The 19396-nt window shown below is 69.2% G+C and carries 21 protein-coding genes; 13 read left to right on the forward strand and 8 right to left on the reverse strand.

Annotated features, from left to right (window positions below; all coding sequences use genetic code 11):
* Positions 1-13 precede the first annotated feature (13 nt).
* The 4 genes from FHU13_RS12435 to FHU13_RS12450 form a co-directional block, all read right to left on the reverse strand.
* On the reverse strand, positions 14-403 hold the full coding sequence (locus tag FHU13_RS12435; RefSeq protein ID WP_183436183.1) for a hypothetical protein: 390 nt from the start codon (positions 401-403) through the stop codon (positions 14-16).
* A gap of 181 nt (positions 404-584) precedes the next feature.
* Positions 585-746, reverse strand: a complete 162-nt coding sequence (locus FHU13_RS12440; RefSeq protein ID WP_183436184.1) for a hypothetical protein — start codon at positions 744-746, stop codon at positions 585-587.
* A 432-nt stretch (positions 747-1178) separates the two neighbouring features.
* The gene (locus FHU13_RS12445) at positions 1179-3887 is read right to left on the reverse strand and encodes a DUF2339 domain-containing protein (RefSeq protein WP_183436185.1); all 2709 of its coding nucleotides are present in this window, start codon (positions 3885-3887) and stop codon (positions 1179-1181) included.
* Positions 3888-4056: 169 nt separating this feature from the next.
* Positions 4057-4308 (reverse strand): hypothetical protein, encoded by a 252-nt coding sequence (locus FHU13_RS12450; RefSeq protein ID WP_183436186.1) that lies wholly within the window; start codon positions 4306-4308, stop codon positions 4057-4059.
* A 392-nt stretch (positions 4309-4700) separates the two neighbouring features.
* Between FHU13_RS12450 and FHU13_RS12455 the strand changes: the two genes are divergently transcribed.
* The 8 genes from FHU13_RS12455 (at position 4701) to FHU13_RS12490 (ending at position 11048) form a co-directional block, all read left to right on the forward strand.
* Positions 4701-5393 carry a Crp/Fnr family transcriptional regulator gene (locus tag FHU13_RS12455; RefSeq protein WP_012456405.1) on the forward strand — a complete coding sequence of 231 codons (693 nt, stop codon included), beginning with the start codon at positions 4701-4703 and terminating at the stop codon, positions 5391-5393.
* Between the two features lie 87 nt (positions 5394-5480).
* Positions 5481-6560 carry an ABC transporter ATP-binding protein gene (locus tag FHU13_RS12460; RefSeq protein WP_183436187.1) on the forward strand — a complete coding sequence of 360 codons (1080 nt, stop codon included), beginning with the start codon at positions 5481-5483 and terminating at the stop codon, positions 6558-6560.
* Entirely contained in the window at positions 6557-7594 is a 1038-nt protein-coding gene (locus tag FHU13_RS12465) for an ABC transporter permease (RefSeq protein ID WP_183436188.1), read from the forward strand. The genes FHU13_RS12460 and FHU13_RS12465 overlap by 4 nt, the downstream gene beginning before the upstream one ends.
* On the forward strand, positions 7591-8367 hold the full coding sequence (locus FHU13_RS12470) for an ABC transporter permease subunit (protein WP_183436189.1): 777 nt from the start codon (positions 7591-7593) through the stop codon (positions 8365-8367). Before FHU13_RS12465 ends, FHU13_RS12470 begins: the two co-directional genes overlap by 4 nt.
* Before the next feature lie 41 nt (positions 8368-8408).
* Complete coding sequence (gene tmk, locus FHU13_RS12475; RefSeq protein WP_183436190.1) at positions 8409-9098, forward strand: dTMP kinase; 690 nt, start codon at positions 8409-8411, stop codon at positions 9096-9098.
* Positions 9088-10182, forward strand: coding sequence for a DNA polymerase III subunit delta' (locus FHU13_RS12480; RefSeq protein WP_183436191.1), 1095 nt, complete (start codon positions 9088-9090; stop codon positions 10180-10182). Before tmk ends, FHU13_RS12480 begins: the two co-directional genes overlap by 11 nt.
* A 42-nt stretch (positions 10183-10224) precedes the next feature.
* The gene (locus FHU13_RS12485) at positions 10225-10341 is read left to right on the forward strand and encodes a helix-hairpin-helix domain-containing protein (protein WP_246714626.1); all 117 of its coding nucleotides are present in this window, start codon (positions 10225-10227) and stop codon (positions 10339-10341) included.
* A 164-nt stretch (positions 10342-10505) separates the two neighbouring features.
* Complete coding sequence (locus tag FHU13_RS12490) at positions 10506-11048, forward strand: ferritin-like domain-containing protein (protein WP_183436217.1); 543 nt, start codon at positions 10506-10508, stop codon at positions 11046-11048.
* Between the two features lie 102 nt (positions 11049-11150).
* Here the strand turns inward: FHU13_RS12490 and FHU13_RS12495 are convergent, their stop codons facing one another.
* Entirely contained in the window at positions 11151-11351 is a 201-nt protein-coding gene (locus tag FHU13_RS12495) for a hypothetical protein (RefSeq protein WP_183436192.1), read from the reverse strand.
* Positions 11352-11662: 311 nt separating this feature from the next.
* Between FHU13_RS12495 and FHU13_RS12500 the strand changes: the two genes are divergently transcribed.
* From FHU13_RS12500 to FHU13_RS12515, 4 genes are all read left to right on the forward strand, one after another.
* Positions 11663-11875: a hypothetical protein gene (locus tag FHU13_RS12500; RefSeq protein ID WP_183436193.1), complete on the forward strand. Its 213-nt coding sequence runs from the start codon at positions 11663-11665 to the stop codon at positions 11873-11875.
* 252 nt (positions 11876-12127) lie between these two features.
* Positions 12128-13696, forward strand: a complete 1569-nt coding sequence (gene metG, locus FHU13_RS12505; protein ID WP_183436194.1) for a methionine--tRNA ligase — start codon at positions 12128-12130, stop codon at positions 13694-13696.
* Between the two features lie 54 nt (positions 13697-13750).
* Positions 13751-14548 carry a TatD family hydrolase gene (locus FHU13_RS12510; protein WP_183436195.1) on the forward strand — a complete coding sequence of 266 codons (798 nt, stop codon included), beginning with the start codon at positions 13751-13753 and terminating at the stop codon, positions 14546-14548.
* 30 nt (positions 14549-14578) lie between these two features.
* Positions 14579-15397, forward strand: a complete 819-nt coding sequence (locus tag FHU13_RS12515; protein WP_183436196.1) for an MBL fold metallo-hydrolase — start codon at positions 14579-14581, stop codon at positions 15395-15397.
* Positions 15398-15401: 4 nt separating this feature from the next.
* Here the strand turns inward: FHU13_RS12515 and FHU13_RS12520 are convergent, their stop codons facing one another.
* From FHU13_RS12520 to FHU13_RS12530, 3 genes are all read right to left on the reverse strand, one after another.
* On the reverse strand, positions 15402-15794 hold the full coding sequence (locus FHU13_RS12520; RefSeq protein WP_183436197.1) for a group III truncated hemoglobin: 393 nt from the start codon (positions 15792-15794) through the stop codon (positions 15402-15404).
* 82 nt (positions 15795-15876) lie between these two features.
* Positions 15877-16680 (reverse strand): SGNH/GDSL hydrolase family protein, encoded by an 804-nt coding sequence (locus FHU13_RS12525; RefSeq protein WP_183436198.1) that lies wholly within the window; start codon positions 16678-16680, stop codon positions 15877-15879.
* An 852-nt stretch (positions 16681-17532) separates the two neighbouring features.
* Complete coding sequence (locus FHU13_RS12530; protein WP_246714628.1) at positions 17533-18483, reverse strand: AraC family transcriptional regulator; 951 nt, start codon at positions 18481-18483, stop codon at positions 17533-17535.
* A gap of 247 nt (positions 18484-18730) precedes the next feature.
* On the opposite strand from FHU13_RS12530, the gene FHU13_RS12535 reads away from it, so the two are divergent.
* The coding region (locus FHU13_RS12535) for a TonB-dependent receptor plug domain-containing protein (protein ID WP_183436200.1) at positions 18731-19396 on the forward strand (666 nt) is incomplete at its 3' end.

Here is a 19396-nt window from a genome sequence, read left to right on the forward strand (position 1 = left end):
CTGCGGCGACGGTTCAGGGCGCGGGAAAGCGGCGCTGCAGGTCCGCCAGCATTTCGACAGCCTCGTTGGAGAGGCCCGACTCCCGCACGGCCTTGAGGCTGCGATCCTCCGGCCTCGGCGCTGTGGCCGGCTCGAACTGGCGGCGATGAGCCTGATCGAGGATGTCGGCGATCCGGTCGCCGACCGCCAGGGCGATGGCGGTCGAATCCGGCCCTTCCGAACGGTGGGCGTGCATGCGCTGAAGCGCGTCGGCGATCTGCCGCTCGAAGGCCTGGAACAGCGCCTCGGCCGCCTGCGGGCTCATGCGCATCAGCGCGCCCGCTGCCGCGCAGTAGGTCTCCTTCAGCATGTACAGGGTCAGGCGGTCGATGGCCTGCTCGTCTTCGTCCCCTGGCTTCGCCATGCGCCCTCTGTCCCGCATCCTCTGGTCCGATTCCATGCCCGCCTGCCAAGGCACGGCATGGAATCGTCCTTCCCTTTAAAGGACGGGGCATGGGACCTGCCAAGCCTTATCGACCGCAAGGTCGGTCGGCTCGTCCCTGCCTTGCTTCGACGTCTCGATGCGACCGGACGGGATGCAGCCCTCAGCCCGAGGGCGGGATGGTCAGTTCGACCGGCGGCATCACATCGCTGGCTGGCGGAGCGAGCCGCTTTTCCTGGTCCTGGGCGGCTGCCGGCAGAGAGAGGCCGGCCATAGCGGCGACCAGGGCGGTCGAAATGCGGAAGCGGGTCGGACGATGGGGCATGCATGGATCCTTCGCGGTGGGTCCACGGCATCCTCGGAAACAGCGGTCCGCCCTCCGGGCCAGCAGAGCCCGGCTGATGCGGCCGCGAGGGCGCCGGCTCGTCCAGGGAAGAAGCCATCCCTCTCGGCCCTGTTCCGATCCGCGACGCCCGCCGCGTGACCAGTACACGCGGCAGAGGCCGGCCGGTGCTCGTCGACGCGGTATCAGGGGAAGTCCGGCGCCGCGCTCTCCACGGGGCCTCGCACGCCCGTGGCTTCGGCGGAGATGGGGCCGCGGCATGGGTCTGGCGGCCCCGCCGTCCAAGTCGGGACGGCGGGGCGTGTCGTTCGCACGACTGAGCCGATACGCAACGTGGCTCTCCCGTAGAATGACCGCGACCGGTTAGCCGAAGGTCAATGCCGGAGCCGGGCACCGTGCCGGAACGGGACCCTTTCAAACTTCCGGAGCGGTCCTCCGGGGGGCGGGCGCGAAGACGAGGCGCTGGTAGACGAGGCCGATGCCGATGAGGCAGGCGCCGAGCCCGAGGAAGGACAGCGCCCGCAGGGGACCCTCCAGCCCCGAGAGGTCGAGCAGGAACACCTTGAGCGTGGCCAGCCCCACGAGCACGGCGGAGGCCAGACGCGCGGTCGCCGAGCCGCGCAGGATGCCGTAGCCGAGCGCGAGCAGGCCCAGGCCGAGCCACGCCGCCGAGTAGGTGTACCATTCCGCCTGTCCCGTCTCACGGTCGAGCCCGAGCCGCTCGCCCTGGAAGCCGTGCCGCACGGCGAGGCACAGGGCGAGGAAGCTCAGGGCCAGCGCGAGACTTCCCGCCATCCGCACGAACCAGGGGGGCCGCACGCCCCGCGCCGCCCGCGCCAGCGCGAAGGCTGCCGCCGCCGGCAAGGCGTAGGCGAGTACGGCGTCGTTCAGGATGATCCCGCCCGCGACCGGCTCGTCGGTCAGCAGGGGATTGGCGGCGAGCCCGAGGCCGAGCGCGCCCTGGAGCAGGGCGAGGCAGGCGAAGGCGAGGCCGCCGAACCGGATCACCGGTGAGGCCGCGGGACCGGAGAACCGCGTCAGCACCAGGGAGAAGCCGAGGGCGGTCAGCGTCGTCAGCCCCTGCTCCAGCACGCTCGTACCGGGATCGGTCAGGCGGCCGCCATGGAGCGCGTGACGGATTTCGAGGACGACGAACAGGGCCGAGAGGAGCAGGCTCAGGGCCTGCGCCACCTGTTCCGGGATGTCCGCCGGCCGGCCCGGCCGACGGATCACCCGAGCGGCAAGGCCGAAGCACAGGGCCGGCAGGCCGTAGGCGACAGCGAGCCCGTTGAGGATCGGCGTGCGCGACAGATCCTCCCGGACTAGGGCCGGATCCCAGGCGAGCCTCGCTGCGACGATGACGGCGAGCCCCGCCACGCACCAGCGCAGGGCCGGAATGTCGAGGCGCCGCGCGATCAGGCCGGCGGCGAGCGCCGCCCCGGCCAGCGCCGGTGTCAGCGAGCCGCCCGAGAGGGCGAAGACGAGGCCGAGGCACAGGCTCGCCACCGCCGCCGCGGCGAAGGCACCGAGCCCGAGCGCCAGGGCCGGGGAGGGGGTTTGGTCACCCTGTCGCCGACACAGGGCGGCAAGGCCGCAGAAGCCCGCGGCCAGGACACCCGCGGCGGCGGCGAAGTCCGGCGCTACCGACCCGCCCGCGATCCGCAGGTAGGTGAGCGCGAGCGCCGCGAGGGGGGCCGCCGCTGCGCCTGCGGCGAAGGTCAGGGCCGTCGGGTAGGGCAGGTGGCTGCCGCCCAGGAGGCGCAGCGCGCCCAGCCCCGCGACTGCGAGCGACCCGGCCGCCGCCAGCGCGATCAGCAGCCCGGGATTCCCGGCTCCGTACCAGAGGAGGAAGAAGGGGGTGCTCGAAGGGTCCGACGCCTCCGGCCAGAACACGAGGGCCACCGCGAGCGTCAGGGCCGCGACGGCGCTGCCCGCGGCGGCGGGCGCGGCGACGAAGCCTGCGAGCGCGGGCAACACGGTTGCGGCCAGGGCCGCGGCGGCCCAGCCCGGACCACCGTCGGAGGCCGTCAGGCCGAGCACCGCCAGCGCCACGCCGCCCGCCGCCGCGAGGGCCAGGGCAGCGAAGCGGTCGAGCCGCGATTGCCCATCGGGCACGCCGCGCCCCGGCAGCACGGCGAAGACGAGCACCGCCAGCGCCTGCTGCAGCACGAGGTGAACCTGCACGGCCACACTCTCACCGGGCAGGAGGGTGAGGAACAGGGCCCAGACCGCCGCGCCGAGGCCGGCCGCCACCGCGAGCGCGCGCCAGCCCTTCATCCAGGCGAAGGCGTAGGCGCTGCCCGCCACCACCGGCAGGTAGAGGGCGAGCGGCCACAGGCTCGTCCCGCCGCCGCCGACGAGGAGCGGGGTAGCCAGCGCGCCGACGAGGCCGATCCCCGCCAGGGCCGGCCCGTGTAGCAGGGCGGCGACCATGGCAGCGAGGCCCGTCGCCGCGAGCCCGGCGAAGGCGAGGCCCGGTCCGATGAAGTCGTAGAGCGCGTACGCGGCGTAGACCGCTCCGAACAGGCCGACCGTGCCGGCGGCGGTGACCATGGCCGGCACGTCCGGCCAGAGCGAGGGTACGGGTTCGGCCGCGCGCAGGCGTCGTCTCAGCACCTCGCCCAGCCCGGCAAGACCGAAAGCGAGGGCGAAACCACCGGCGATCCGCACGCCCGGCCCGAACAGGCCGCGCTCGGCCGAGTAGCGCACGAGCAGCACTGCGCCGAAGGCCAGGGCAAGGCCGCCGACCCAGACGGTCCAGCGGGTGCCGAAGCGCTCCTCGATGGAAGGGGCAGGGGAAGGGGAGGGGGAGGGGGCAGACGCTGACGCGGGCCCTCCCGGCGCTACGGCCGGGACGGCACCGCGCGGCGGCGGGGCATCCGGCAACGGATCCGGACGGGGCGGCTCCGGCGCAAAAGCAGGCGTTTCGGTTGGAGTTGGGGCCGGGGGTGAAACTGGGATCGGCGCCGGGCCGGCGATCGGACGCGCCTCCAGCAGAGCGAGGCGTCGCTCCAGAGCCCGGATCCGGTGCCGCTGCCGCAGCGCCAGCAGCAGGCCCGCCGGACCAGACAGGGCGAGCGCCAGCGCGACCAGCACCGCACTCAGGAAAACACCATCGTCCATAGGCCGAGCGTCCGCTCCGAGAGCGGCGAAGCTAGCCTCGTTCCCGGACCAGAGGGGTGCGGGGGCTCACACGCTCGTGAATCGTCGCGCCACGCATCCTATGGATCGCAGTGTCTTGCAAATGACGGCACGCCTCGGTGTCGGCAGCGGATGCGACGGTCGTGCTGACTCAGCGAACGAAAACAAGATGAAGGCGGCAGCCCTCGCGCTCGACCACGGCGCACCGACAGTCGATCTTCAGGCAGGCAATGGATAAGCGCACGGAATCAGGAATAATGACATCAGGACCGACCTCGACATCGACTCCATCGGGTGTCTCGTCCCAAACGAGGCATCCAATATCACCACGACTCTCTGAAGATGAAATCAGTCCTACTTTGAAAGCATCCTGCAGAAAGAAGTCACGGTAACCTTCCAACATCGGTTAACTCCGCGATTGCCTCAGATCCGCATCCAAACTTTACGGTTAATTCTTCCTAAAATCACGCGGAAAATGATTACGCGCGGTATAAAAAACCTGTTGCACAGCGGACAACTTCATGGAAGCCGATTGGAGGCTGCTTATTCGTTCTCCGGCTAAGTGCCTCTCAGCTTAGTCTTTTAGCGCCATTGCAGCCAGCCGAAGCGTCCGAATCAGTGGACGCTCTCCGATGCCCCGCCAAGCTCGGGCTCCGCCCCGGCGCAGCGCATGAAACAGTCCGAGGGGGCCGAGCCATCCACCTCAATCGTCCGGCGGCAGCGCGCCACGACTTGACCCGCCTTGGCGGGAGCCTCACCATTCAGTCTACGCGCGTAGACTAAGGTACAAGAGGCGTGGCGACAGGCCGGTTGGCGAGCATCCCGTTCTTCAAGGAACCGGGTGTCGATCTCTCCCCATTCGAGACGCGCTGCCATTGGCGGCGCTTCGACGAGAACGAGACGCTCGTCGATTACGACGACATCTCGACCGACGTGTACTTCCTCGCCATGGGCGAAGTACGCATCCTCAACCGGTCCCAGTCCGGCAAGGAAGTCATTCTCGGCGAGATGCGCACCGGCGCCTTCTTCGGCGAACTGGCGGCGCTGGACGGCATCGGCCGCTCGGCCAACGTCACGGCACTCACCCGCGGCGAGGTCTGCGTGGTGCCTGCCCCCGTCTTCCGCCAGATCGTGTTCGCCTCGGAAGCCATCGCCGATCGGCTGTTCCGCCTGCTCGCCAAGCGCGTGCGCGAGTTGAACACCCGGCTGATGGAGCACGCGCTGCTCGACCTGCGTCACCGGCTCTACGCCGAACTGCTGCGCCTGTCCGTGCCGCGGGCCGGACAGGACGGCGAGCGGGTGGTGACGCCGCCGCCCTACCACCACGTGCTCGCCGCCCGCATCGGCTGCCGCCGGGAGCAGGTGACCCGCGAGTTCACGGTGATGGCGGGCGAGGGCCTGATCGACCGCACCCGCGGTGCCCTCGTCATCCGCCGCCCCGACCTGCTGGAAGCGCGTGTGCAGGAGGCGCTGCGGGAAGACGCGTGAGGCGTCCCGGAGCACCGTTGTCCAGAGACACATCCCTCAACAGACGAGTCGCCGAGATCCGTCGCGACGCTGGTCCGAAGATCCATCTTGCACGCAAGCACTTCGCATCCGGAACAGAGGCTCCGCCTGGAGCGGGTCACCAAGCGCTTCGGCACGCACACGGCCGTCGACGCCGTCTCCCTCGATCTGGCGGGCGGCGAGTTCTTCTGCCTGCTTGGCCCCTCCGGCTGCGGCAAGAGCACCCTGCTGCGGATGGTGGCCGGGTTCGAGACGCCCGATTCCGGCGCGATCCGGCTCGACCAGACGGACCTGACGGCGCTGCCGCCGCATCGGCGGCCGGTCAACATGATGTTCCAGTCCTACGCGCTGTTCCCGCATATGAGCGTGGCGGCCAACCTTGCTTACGGGCTGAAAGGTCTGGGCCTCAGCCGGGTACAGAGCGCCGAGCGGGTGAGGGCGCTTCTCCGGCTCGTGCGCCTCGAAGGCTTCGAGGCACGCCGCCCCGAAAAACTCTCGGGCGGCCAACGCCAGCGCGTGGCCCTGGCGCGCGCCTTGGCCCGCGAGCCGCGCCTCCTGCTCCTCGACGAGCCGCTCGGCGCCCTCGACCGGGCCCTGCGCGAGGAGACGCAGGGCGAGTTGCGGGCGATCCAGCGGCGGCTCGGCACGAGCTTCGTCGTCGTCACCCACGACGCCGAGGAGGCGATGGCGCTCGCCGACCGGATCGGCGTGATGGAGCGCGGGCGCCTCGTGCAGGTGGGCCCGGCGCGCGAGCTCTACGAGCGCCCGGCGAGCCGCTACGTCGCGGGCCTGCTCGGCGACGTGAACCTGATCGACGGCCGCCTCGGGAGGCCTGAGCCCGGCGGAATCCGTAGCGTCGAGACGGCCTTGGGATTCCTCCGCGCGAGCGGCGAAGGGGAGGCCGGCAACCCGGTCGTGGTCGCGATCCGTCCCGAGCGGCTGGTCGTGAGCGGGGAGGGCGCGGGGCTGCAAGGACGGCTGACCGAGGCGACCTTCCTCGGCGACCGGATCCGCTACCGGGTAGAGATGGCCAACGGCTCGACCTTACGCGCCTCCGCCGCCCTGCCGGCCGCCGGCCCGGTCCCGTCCGTCGGTGAGACCGTTGCCGTCGCGGTGCCGGCGGACGCCGCACGGATCCTGCCCGCATGAGCGGGCTGTCACAGCAGGCTCCGCCAACCGGCGATGATCGCTCATCGCCGGTCGCCCCCGCGCATGCGGGGCGGCGGGCGTCCGCCGAACGGATGGAAGCCGGCCACCGGTCGGCTTCCATGCAGGTTAAGGTAAGCCGCGGCCTCGTTCGGGGCCTGCCCCTGCTGTGGCTCGCGCTGTTCTTCCTCGTGCCGTTCGCGGTGACGCTGAAGATCAGCTTCTCCTCGCCAGCCACCGCGCAGCCGCCCTACCTGCCGGTGCTGGAATGGGACGGCGGCCTGGAGGGCTGGCGCGAGTTCTTCGAGGCGCTCGACTTCCAGAACTACCAGATGATCGCGGCCGACGCGCTCTACCGCGACGCTGCCCTCTCCTCGCTAGGCTACGCCGCGCTCGCCACCGCGATCCTCGTCCTGATCGGCACGCCGACGGCCTACGCCATGGCCCGCGCCTCGGCCCGCTGGCAGCCGATCCTGGTAGCGCTCGTCATCGTGCCGTTCTGGACGAGTTTTTTGATCCGCGTCTATGCCTGGATCGCGATCCTGAAGCCCGAAGGATTGCTCAACGCCGCGCTGATGAAACTCGGCCTGATCGCCGCGCCACTGCCGATCCTCGATTCCCCCTTCGGCGTGCTGATCGGGCTGACCTACGCCTACCTGCCTTTCATGGTGCTGCCGCTCTACGCGGTGATGAGCCGGCTCGACCCGGCGCTCACCGAGGCTGCCGCCGATCTCGGCGCCGCGCGGGCGCGGGCCTTCTTCACCATCACGCTGCCGCTCAGCCTGCCCGGCCTCGCCGCTGGGGCGCTTCTCTGTTTCATCCCGATGGTCGGCGAGTTCATCATCCCGGATCTGCTGGGCGGCTCGGAGACGCTGATGCTCGGGCGCGTCCTGTGGAGCGAGTTCTTCTCCAACCGCGACTGGCCGCTCGCCTCGGCCGTCGCGGTGCTGCTGCTGATCCTCGTGGTCGGGCCCGTGGTGCTGTTCCGCGAGGCGGAGCTGCGGCGTGAGGAAGCGGCGGAGGGAGGCGGGCGATGAGCCTCTTCGCCCGCACGGCGCTGATGCTGGCGCTGGCCTTCCTCTACGCGCCGATCGGGGTGCTGATCATCTACTCCTTCAATGCGTCGAAGCTCGTCACGGTCTGGGGCGGGTTCTCGACTCAGTGGTATGGGGTGCTGTTCCGGGACGGACCGCTGATCGCCGCCGCTCTCGTCTCGCTGAAGGTCGCCGCGCTCTCCGCCACCATCGCCGGCGTGCTCGGTACCTGCGCCGCGTTGGCGCTCGACCGGCACGGGCGTTTTTGGGGGCGTGGCACCTATACCGGGCTGCTCTACGCGCCGATGGTGATGCCGGAAGTCATCACCGGCCTGTCGCTGCTGCTGCTCTTCGTCGGCATCGGCCTCGACCGGGGCATCAGTACCCTCGTCATCGCGCACGCGACCTTCGCCACCGGCTTCGTCGCGGTGGTGGTCGGGGCGCGCCTCAAGGGCCTCGACCGCTCGCTTGAGGAGGCCGCCGCCGATCTCGGCGCGGGGCCGGCCCGCGTCTTCTTCGGCATCACCCTGCCGCTGATCGCACCCTCGGTGGCGGCCGGGTTCCTGCTCGCCTTCACCCTGTCACTCGACGACCTCGTGATCGCGAGCTTCGTCTCGGGGCCGGGTGCCACCACCCTTCCGATGCGGATCTACAGCCAAGTCCGTCTCGGCGTGAATCCGGAGATCAACGCCGCCTCGACCCTGCTGATCGCAGCCGTCGGGCTCGTGGTGCTGGCCGCCTCCTGGCTGACGGGGCGCAAGGGCGCGGCGGTGTAGCGATGGTCGCGCCCCGCCTTCCACTGTGCTAGCCCCGCCCCATGTCGAGCGATGCGCCGCGGGGCGTCTTCATCACCTTCGAGGGCGGGGAGGGGGCGGGCAAGTCCACCCAGATCGCGCGCCTTGCCGAAGCCCTGAGGCTTGCGAGCGGGCGGGAGGTCGTGGCCACCCGCGAGCCCGGCGGCACGAAGCGGGCGGAGGAGCTGCGCGCAGCCCTGCTGCGCGGCGTGGCCAAGCCCTACGGGCCGTTCGCCGAGGCGCTGATGTTCGCCGCCGCCCGCATCGACCACATCGAGAATTTGATCAGCCCGGCGCTCGCCCGCGGCGCAATCGTGCTGTGCGACCGTTTCTCCGACTCGACCCGTGCCTACCAGGGCGCGGCCGGCGGCCTGGAGCCGGGGCTGATCGCCAGCCTGGAGCGGGTGACGCTGGAGGGCCTGCGCCCCGACCTTACCCTGATCCTCGATCTACCGCCCGAGGCCGGGCTCGCCCGGGCACAGCGCCGCGGGGAGGGGGAACCCGCCGACCGTTTCGAGGCGGAGAGCATGCGTTTCCACGAGCGGCTGCGGGCGGCCTTCCGTGCCATCGCGGAGGCCGAGCCGGACCGATGCCGCGTCATCGATGCGGATCTCGGCCCCGACTCGGTCGAGGCCCGGATTCGCGAAACCGTCTCCGCGTGGCGGCCGGATCTGCTTCCGAGAACGGGGGAGGGCCACGATCATGCGGCCTGATTCCGCCCGCGCGGCCCGCGACACCGCCCGCACCGAAGCGGAGGCGGGCGATCTCGCCCATATCCCCCGCCCGCGCGAGCAGACCCGCCTCCTCGGCCATGCCGGGGCTGAGGCCGCCTTCGCTGCCGCCCTGGCCTCGGGCCGGCTCCACCACGCTTGGCTGATCGGCGGCCCTGCGGGCATCGGTAAGGCGACGCTCGCCTACCGCGTCGCGCGCCGGCTCGTCGCCGACCCACGCACGCTCCCCGCCCCCGATTCCCTCGATGTGCCGGAGGATCATCCGGCGGCGCGCCAGGTGGCGATCCTGTCGCATCCGAACCTGGTTGCCCTGCGACGGGTCCAGGCGCCGGGCGCCAAGACCCTGCCGACGCGCATCTCGGTCGATGCCGCCCGCGAGGCGCTTGCCCTGTTCGGCACCACGGCGGGCGGGGAGGGGGGCTGGCGCGTCTGCATCGTCGACAGTGCCGAGGATCTCAACGCCAACAGCGCCAACGCGCTCCTCAAAATGATCGAGGAGCCGCCGCCGCGGGCCATCTTCCTCATCGTCTCCCACGCCCCGGGCCGCCTTCTGCCGACGATCCGCTCCCGCTGCCGGGCCCTGGCGCTGCGCCCTCTCGCCGAGGCCGACGTTCGCGCGGTGATCGAGGGCTTCCCGCCGCCCTTTACCCGGCCCGACCCGGCGGCCCTGGCTCGGGCGGTCGCGCTCTGCGAGGGCTCGGTCGCCCGCGCCGTGGCGCTGCTCGACCCTGCCACCGCCACGGTCGAGGCGGAGGTGTCCGCCCTGCTCGCCGGCCTGCCCGAATCCGACGGACGGCGCGTCCTCAAGCTCGCCGAGACGCTGGCCGGCCGCGATGCCGAGCCCCTGCTCGCCACGGCGTTGGACGCGATCCAGCGCCACGTCGCGACCGAGCTCGATCGTCGCCAGGGCGAGGGACCTGCCCGCCTGCTCGGGCTCGTCGAGGCGGCCGAGCGCATCTCTGCCTCGGCCCGCGAGGCGGCGATCTACAATCTCGACCGCAGGCCGCTGGTGCTTGCGGCCTTCCGCGAACTGGCAGCGGCGACCGGGGCCCCGTCGTCATCCTGATGGAGGCTGGGTCCGGCGCTGAAGGGCCACGGCTTCGAGATCGTGCGAGATCGTGAGGAGCGGGGACGGTTCACCAGCTTGCGGCAACTCGACGAGGTTCCGGGCCTCAGCGGCAAGACGGACGGCATCGCGGGACAGGTCACGGTTGCGGAGGGCTGAGACGATCCCGGCGTGATCGCGGTTGCCGAAGGTTCCCAGAATTTTGCAGTCTTCCCCGCTATAATTTGCGGACCCAGGTGCCGAGCTTCGCGTTTTTGCAGGACAGGCTGCCGGTGAGATCACTCCCACAGCCTACTCGTTCAACAATTCGGAGACCGACCGCCATGGCCACCAAGCAGAAAACCTTGCACGATGCGTTCTATGAAACGCTGAAGGACGTTTACTACGCGGAAAAGCAGTCCGTGCGCGCGTTGAAGAAATCGGCCAAGGCAGCCGAGCACGAGGAGCTGCGCCAAGCCTTCGAGACCCATGCCGAGGAGAGCGCCAATCAGGTCGAGCGGCTGCAGCAGGTGTTCGAGATCATCGGCAAGCCGGCTCGCGCCAAGACCTGCGAGGCGATGCAGGGACTGACCTCGGAGATGGAAGAGGATCTCGAGGATTTCGAGGAGAGCCCGGCCGCCGACGCCGTCCTGGCGGCCTGCGCACAGGCCGTCGAACACTACGAGATCGCCCGCTACGGCACGTTGAAGACCTGGGCAAGCCAGCTCGGCTACGAGGATGCCGCCAAGCTGCTCGATGAGACGCTGCAGGAAGAGAAGAAGACCGACCAACTGCTCACGCAGATCGCCCAGAGCCTCAATGTCGAGGCCTTGGAAGGCGCCGGCGAGGAAGAAGCGAAGGGCAAGGGCCGTCGTAAGACCGCTTGAAACCGGCGCTGAGGCCACCGAGACGAAGAAGGCGCCGCGAGGCGCCTTTTTTGTCGTCAAGGACGACTGGTCCGGCCGCGAGCCCTCGGTCTGGGACCTCGTTCAGACCAGAGCGCCGATGAGAGTGGCGGCACCGATCAGGGCCACGCACGCACCGACCTGCACGGCGCGAAAGGTTTCGGCCGATGAGCGACGGTTGTCGTTGGCAGCTTGGCGACGCGAGCGCAGCAAGTAGCGCTCAAGGTCAGGCTCCGGAAGCTCGATCCACTGCTCGTCGGACTCGCGAACCTTGGCGATAGACATGCAGACCTTCCTCGAAGAAGCCGGAGAAGGCAGCCGACGCTCACGGCTCACGCTGGAGCCACAATATTCGGCCGCCTCACTGTCCGCGAGGATTAAACAGAGGTTCGCCCGCGTGTCCATGCAAAATAGATCAGAATAGCAAGATAATGCGCATCATACTGCAAAAAGAGCAGGACTCGCCCCTGTCCAGCTGTGATCCATGCGCCTGGTGAATGTCTGGCATTTGGTGTCTGGTATACCAAAAAGTGCAGCGCGGTGGCACATACGCTGTAACGCAACACACCGCAGACACACCGGACAGGATGCTTCTCATGATCTCTCTGGCTCTCTTCGCTGCCGTCGCCGCCGGTGCGGCCAACATCGCCCTGGTCACTCTGGTGGCCAACCGCCTGGGTCCGAAGGCCGGCACTGTTGCCGCCGGAGAGTTCGCCGCCATCGGCGGGGCTGCGCCCACCGCGAAGCGCGGCGCCGTCAAGGTCGGCAACGAGAACCTCTCGCCCGTCGCCGTCCGGCGCGCCGCCTGAGCGCCACCTGAGCGCCTTCCACGCTCGGCACGAACACGTCACGACGAGAAAGCCCCGCCAGGACCCGGCGGGGCTTTCTCGCGTCTGCGACGGGGTGCGGCTGCGGGTGAGCGGGATCGTGCCGCATCATCGTTCGCGCGTGCCCTTGCGCGCGTGCCCTTGGCGCTCGGGGTCCGGTTGCGTCGCGGGACGTTTTCGCGCCACAAGGCTCTTCAGTCCGACCGACCCTTCGCATCCGGGACATCTTCTGACGTGAGCGCGAGCGAGAAGGCGAACGAGCCCTTCCTCATCACCACGGCGATCTCCTACCCGAACGGCGCGCCGCATATCGGCCACGCCTACGAGGTGATCGCCACCGACGCCATCGCCCGCTTCCACCGCCTCGATGGGCGCGATGTGCTGTTCACCACCGGCACCGACGAGCACGGCCTCAAGATCCAGCAGACGGCCGCCAAGGCCGGCGTGACGCCGCGCGCCTTCGTCGACGACATGGCCGGGCGCTTCAAGGCGGTGGCCGACCGGCTCGACTGCACCTACGACCGCTTCATCCGCACGACGGAGCCTGAGCATTACGCCGCCGCGCAGGAATTGTGGCGGCGCATGGAGGCCAACGGCGACATTTATCTCGCCAAATATGCCGGCTGGTACTCGGTGCGCGACGAGGCCTATTATGACGAGTCCGAGACCGTGCTCGGCCCCGACGGCAGCCGCCGCTCGATCAAGACGGACACGCCCGTCGAGTGGATGGAGGAGGAGAACTACCTCTTCCGCCTCTCCAACTACCAGGACCGCCTGCTGAAGCTCTACGCGGAGCAGCCGGGCTTCTTAGGCCCTGAGACGCGGATGAACGAGGTCGCAAGCTTCGTGCGCTCCGGCCTCAAGGATCTCTCGATGAGCCGCACCACCTTCGACTGGGGCGTGCCGGTGCCGGATCGGCCGGGCCACGTCATGTATGTCTGGGTCGATGCGCTCACCAATTACCTGACGGTCACGGGCTTTCCCGATGCCGAGGCGCCGAACGCCCGATTCTGGCCCGCGAGCCTGCACATCATCGGCAAGGACATCGTCCGCTTCCATGCGGTCTACTGGCCGGCCTTCCTGATGTCGGCCGGGTTGCCGCTGCCGAAGCGCATCTTCGGCCACGGCTTCTTCCTCAGCCGCGGCGAGAAGATCTCGAAGTCGCTCGGCAACGTGGTCGATCCGCTCGATCTCGTCGGCACCTACGGCGTCGATCCAGTGCGCTACTTCCTCCTGCGCGAGGCGCCCTTCGGCAGCGACGGCAATTACGACCACGAGGTAATCATCAACCGCATCAACGCGGACCTCGCCAATGACCTCGGCAACCTCGCCCAGCGCTCGCTCTCGATGATTGCGAAGAACTGCGAGGGCACGGTGCCGGAGCCCGGCGCGTTTACCGAGGCCGACGAGCGTCTGCTCGCTGCCGCCGCCGCACTGCCGGAGAAGGCGCGGGGGCTGATGCGGGATCTCGCCCTGCACGCGATCCTGGCCGAGATCTGGGCCGTGGTCGGCGAGGCCAACCGGTACTTCGCCTCCGAAGAGCCGTGGAAACTGCGCAAGTCCGATCCGGCGCGCATGAATACGGTGCTCTACGTCACGATCGAGACCCTGCGCCGGGTCGGCCTGATGGTGCAGCCCTTCGTGCCGACAGCGGGCGCCGCGCTGCTCGACCTGCTCGCCGTGCCGATCGATCGGCGCAGCTTCGCCTTCGCTGGCGCGGAGCACCGCCTGCAGGGCGGCACGACGCTTCCTGCCCCGGCTCCCATCTTCCCCCGCTTCGAGAAGCCGGAGGCGGCGGCCTGACGCGGGCCGCCTCCCTGCATCGCTCCTTCCCCAAAAAAATCCGCCGAAGAGACCATGCTGGTCGACAGCCACTGCCACCTCGACTTCCCGGACTTCGCGCAGGACATTCCCGGTGTGATCGACCGCGCGGCCAAGGCCGGCGTCACGCGCCTGCTCACCATCTCGACGCGGGTGGCCAAGGCCGACAGCTACCGCGCGCTCGCCGAGGCGCACGAGGCGGTCTGGTACACGGTCGGCACCCACCCGCACGGCGCCGCCGAGGAGCCGGACGTGCCGGCGGACACGATCGCCGCGCTCGCCGAGGCCCCGCGCTGCGTCGGCATCGGCGAGGCCGGGCTCGACTACCATTACGAGGACGCCGCACCGGAGGCCGTGCAGGAGCGGGTGTTGCGTGCCCATATCGAGGCCGCCCGCCACTCCGGCCTGCCGCTGGTGATCCATTCCCGCGACGCCGACGCGCATATGGAGGCGGTGCTCACCGACGAGATGGCCAAAAGGCCGTTCAAGGCGGTGCTGCATTGCTTCTCGTCAGGCGCGCGGCTCGCTGAAGTCGGGGTCGAGCTTGGCTTGTCGGTCTCGTTCTCCGGCATCGTCACCTTCCGCCGCTCGGACGCGCTTCGCGACATCGCCCGGAGCCTGCCCCTCGACCGCATCCTGGTCGAGACCGACGCGCCGTTCCTCGCCCCCGAGCCGCACCGGGGCCGGCGCTGCGAACCGGCCTACACTGCCGACACCGCCCGCGTGCTGGCCAAGGCGCTCGGCCTGCCCTTCGAGGATTTTGCCCGACACACGACGGCCAACTTCTACCGGCTGTTCTCCAAGGCCGCGGCGATCGAGGGCGTGAGTGCATGAGGATCGTGCGATGAGCACGGGGGAGGGCGCATGGCGAGTCTGACCCTGCGCATCCTCGGCTGCGGCTCGTCCGGAGGCGTGCCGCGGGTCGGTTACGGCTGGGGTGCCTGCGACCCGTCCGAGCCGCGCAACCGCCGCCGCCGCTGCTCGCTCCTGGTCGAGCGCCGCCAAGGGGACGGAGAGGGGGGAGGGGGCGCCACCACGGTGCTGGTCGATACCTCGCCGGACCTGCGAGAACAGCTCATCGACGCCGGCGTCACGCGCCTCGACGCCCTGCTCTACACCCATGCCCATGCCGACCACACCCACGGCATCGACGACGTTCGCCCGCTCGTCATCCACATGCACCGGCGCATCCCGGTTCACGCCGATCCCCTCACCCGCGAGATGCTGATCAAGCGCTTCGGCTACGCCTTCGAGACGCCGCCGGGCAGCCTCTACCCGCCGATCCTCGACCTGCACGAGATGCGGGCGGACGAACCTCTGACCATCGACGGCGCGGGCGGCGCGATCGTGGCGGAAGCCTTCCGCATGGAGCACGGCAACGAGATCGCCCACGGCTTCCGCTTCGGCCCCGCCGCCTACGCGCCGGATGTGAGCGTGATGCCCGAGCCGGCCAAGGCCCGTCTGCACGGCCTCGACCTGCTCATCATCGATGCCCTGCGCGAGACCCCTCACCCGTCGCACTACTCGGTCTCGGATGCCCTCGCCCTGATCGAGGAGGTCGCGCCGCGCCGCGCCATCCTGACCAACCTCCACACCGATCTCGACTATGCGACGCTGGCGAAGAAACTGCCGGCGAACGTGGTGCCGGCCCATGACGGACTGACGGCGACGGTCGATCTCTGAGGCCTCAGGATCGCACGGTCCGCATCTCCGGCCGGAAGAACAGACCGGCCTTGAGGCTGTCGCCGATGCGATGCGCCCGCTCGACGATCTCTCCGGCGATCTCCGGCTCGAAAACCTCTCTCGCCGTCTCCTCGAACAGGCCGAGCCAGCGCGCGAAATGCGCCGGGTTGATCCCCTCGATGCCGAGATGGCGCGCGAACGGGTTGCCTTTGTAGCGACCGGTCTTCAACAGCACCGAGGACCAGAAGTCGCGGATCGTGGCGAGATGGCGCGGCCATGCCTCATCCGGGATCTTTTGCGCGAAGACGGGGCCGATCAGCGGATCGCGGCGCACCCGGGCATAGAAGGCGTCGAGGAACGCGGCGAGCGCCGCCTCGGTCAGTTCGGCCTGCTTCATGGCACAACGCAGGAGACGGGGCAGGGGACGGGGCAGACGGCGGGGAGGGGGCTTTGCCCCGGATAAGGCACCCCTGCCCCGGTCAGTTCCGCGCGAGCGAGGGCTGGATCAGCCCGGCGCCGACGAGGATCTGGGCGGCCGCCGCCTTGGCGAGCTGGCGGTAGCCGGCATCGGTCATATGCAGGCCATCGGGACCGATCATCTGGGCCGGGGTCATCAGGCCGTGCGAGACCCAGGACTGCATCAGGGCGCGGCGGCGGATCACCGGCACGCCGAGTTCGGCGGCGAGCGTATGCAGGGCCTCGCCGTAGCGTTCGGCGCCGCCGACGCCCGAGAGCTTGCTGCACCATTGCTGGTCCATCAGCACCACGTCGGCCCCGGTCGCGCGGATCGCCAGGATGCCGGCACGGGTCAGTTCGACGAAGCGCTCCAGCGGTACCCCGGCGAGCGGATCGTTGCTGCCGGTCTGCCAGACCACGAGGTCCGGCCGCTCGCCCAACACATCGCGCTCCAGGCGCCGCGCCATCGCCTCGGAAGTGTCGCCGCCCTTGCCGCGGTTGATCACGGTGATCGAGCGCCGGCTCGACGCGCCGATCTGCAGGCGCTCCTCAAGGTCGCGCTCCAGCAGGGCAGGGTAAGCCATGGCCGGTGACGAGGCGCCCGCCCCTGCGGTCGATGAGGAGCCGAACGCCACGATCCGCACGTCGCCGTCCCGACCGAGCAGGGAGGCAAGTCGGACGAGCTTCGCCGGCAGGCGCTCGACTGAGGCCGGATTCTGCGGCGCTACGACCAGCGGCGCATCGGGCTGCGCGCACGCGCCGGATACACCGAGCGGGCCGGCGAGGGCGGTGGCGAGGATCAGGCCAGGAAGCGTGCGGAACGACATGGCGAAGCGTCTGACAGCCGATTCTGTTTCCCGATGTATCCGGCTGTTGCCCGATGATTGTGACGATTGCGAGGGATCCTCTGCAAGCGCTGTGGCACATGTCTGACCGCATCAGCACGGTGGCACATCAGCGAAGCTGGATCGGCGCTCAAGGTTCGAATGCAGGAAAAATCCCCAGGATCTATGGTTAACCGACACTTAAAGGGTGCCAGTACCCATCCTCAGGTTCCATAATATATCTTATGCGAACGGCTTTGATGGGGCAGCGGGATGCCTGATTGGTGTCGTACCCGGAATATCTTGGCACTGACATAGGGCATAAACTGGCACTGGTTCGGCGCCCTCCCTGCGGTTGCGTCGAAGCCTATCCCTGAGCCGGACCGTTCCGAGCTGGATCAGCAGGCAGCTTTGAGTCACCAAGGCCTGATGACACCCCCCGCCAGCCATCCCTACCCTTCGGGCGCCAGGGCGAGCGCGATGCCGTCCGAAAAATCGTCAGAGCCATCGACAGCCATGTGCTGCCTCTAGGGCGGCCGGGCTTGTTCACGGAGGAGTAGCTGCGTCGACCTTCTTCGTGATGCGGGGCCGCCTGAGACGCCTGATGAAGTTGACGCGCGCAGCGCCCACGGTGGCTTTCGCCGGCTGCAGGGAAGGGCAACACATCGGGAACGTCCGTTGATCGTAGCCCGGAAGGCACGCAGGCGAAGCTGTGGCGCGGATCGCCGCGGTGACGAGCACGCGCAGCAGGAACGGATCTGGAGATCGGTCCGACCGCCCGCGGGACGGTATCCGCGGCGGCGCGGCCGGACGCTGTGTCGCGCGTGCCGCAGACTGCGGACACGCCTACTCGGCTCAGTCAAGTCGAGCGAAGCGGGAAGGACTCACGCCCTTGTTCTCGCGAAACACCTTGCTGAAATGGCTGAGGTTTCCGAAGCCCACCGAGACCGCGGCGTCGGCGACGCTGACGCCCTGTCTCAGCATCTGCGCCGCGGCGTCCAGGCGCAGCGCGGTAAGGTAGGCATGGACCGGCTGCCCGACGAGATCGCGAAAACCGTATTTGAGCTGCTTCTCGTTGACGCCGACCTCCCGCGCCAGCCGCTCGATCGTCCAGTTGCTGCGGAAGTCGCGCTCGAGGATCTCCCGGGCCCGCAGCAGGCGCTCACGCTCCTGCGGCCGGTGCGCGCGCCGCCCCTTGGCGACGCCGTCGAGGGCGTCGATGGCCGCGCCCAGGGCCTCGATCGCCTTGCCGTGCAGGTAGAGGCGGCGGCCGAGCGCGTCGGACGGCGGCGTCCTGGCGATGTCGTTGGCGATCTGCAGCAGCACGGCGGGTGCCGGAAAGCCCGCCAGGAACACCCCGCCGCCCTCCCCCGCATCGGCGCAGCGCTCAGCCAGGCCCGACAGGCGCGCGTCGCCCGCCCGGATCAGGAAGCTGTCCTCGAAGCGCAGATCGACCACCCGGAAGCGCCGGCCGCCGCGGAACAGGTCCTCGCCGGAGACCGAGCCATTGCACGCGAACAGCACGGCGGTGCCCGCCTCCGCCTCGACCGGCGGCAGTCCCCGTGCCGAGAAGCGGCCGCTGCCCTCCAGCACCACGCACAGGGAGAAGGTGGCCGATCCGGCGAGTTCGACGGCGAGATCGGCGTCCAGAAACGCATCGATCGTCACCACGGCGATGTCGCTGGCGATCGCCTCGATCCGGGCGCTGTCCGACCATCCGAGCCGGGCCAGCCCCTCCGCGACGGCCTCCTGCCAGGGCGCGACCGGCGTCGTATCCGCCGACCCATCGATGTGTGGATTCGACAACACACCCGGCTCTTCCAATCCGAACAATCGACTTAGTGCCGATGACGTTAATGCCAGCCCTGAAAGCGTTAGACAAGATGGGATGAAAATATAATGACCATCACTATAGCTTTTGTGGCAGGCGGGCAGTTTAGAAATGCTCTTAATAAGAAGTCTAAGTTCTGGATATGCTACAATTGCGGCACTCCTCATCGGATTTCCCGCACTTGCACAGCCCGCAGGCGAATCGATCCAACTGGAAGAGCTTGTGGTCACCGCCAACAAGCGCGAGCAGCGCCTCGACAAGGTCGATGGTGCCGTCTCCGCGGTGACGGCGGTACGGCTCGCCAACAACGATGTCCGCGACGTCAGCGACCTGCAGAAGGTCCTGCCCAACACCGTGATCGCGAACCGCGCCAACCGGGCCTACGCCAACTTCACGATCCGCGGCATCTCCTCGCCGGACTTCTACAACCCGACGGTGCAGGTTTACGTCGACGGCGTACCGCAGGCCTCGGCCAACCTCGCGCAGGACCTGTTCGACGTGGGCCGGGTCGAATTGCTGCGGGGGCCGCAAGGCACCCTCTACGGGATGAACGCCTTCGCCGGCGTCCTCAACATCACCACCGAGAAGCCGCGCTTCAACCGCATCGACGTCTTCGCCACGGCCTCCGACCGGCTCTTCGAGATCGGCACCGCAACCACGAGCGTTCTTGTCCCCGACACTCTGTTCCTCGATCTCGGCTTCAAGGAGCGTTACTTCACCGGCCAGATCCGCGACATCGACCGCAACCGCGACGACATCGACTGGTCGAACGGGTTCGGTGGCCGGGTTGCCTTGCGCTATGCCCCGGCGGGCGGCGACTTCGATGCCAACCTCTTCGCCGCCCACGACTCGCTGCGCTCGCGCGAGGAGACCTACATCCTCGATTCG

The sequence above is a fragment of the Methylobacterium sp. R2-1 genome, assembly GCF_014191355.1.
Classification (GTDB): Bacteria; Pseudomonadota; Alphaproteobacteria; order Rhizobiales; family Beijerinckiaceae; genus Methylobacterium.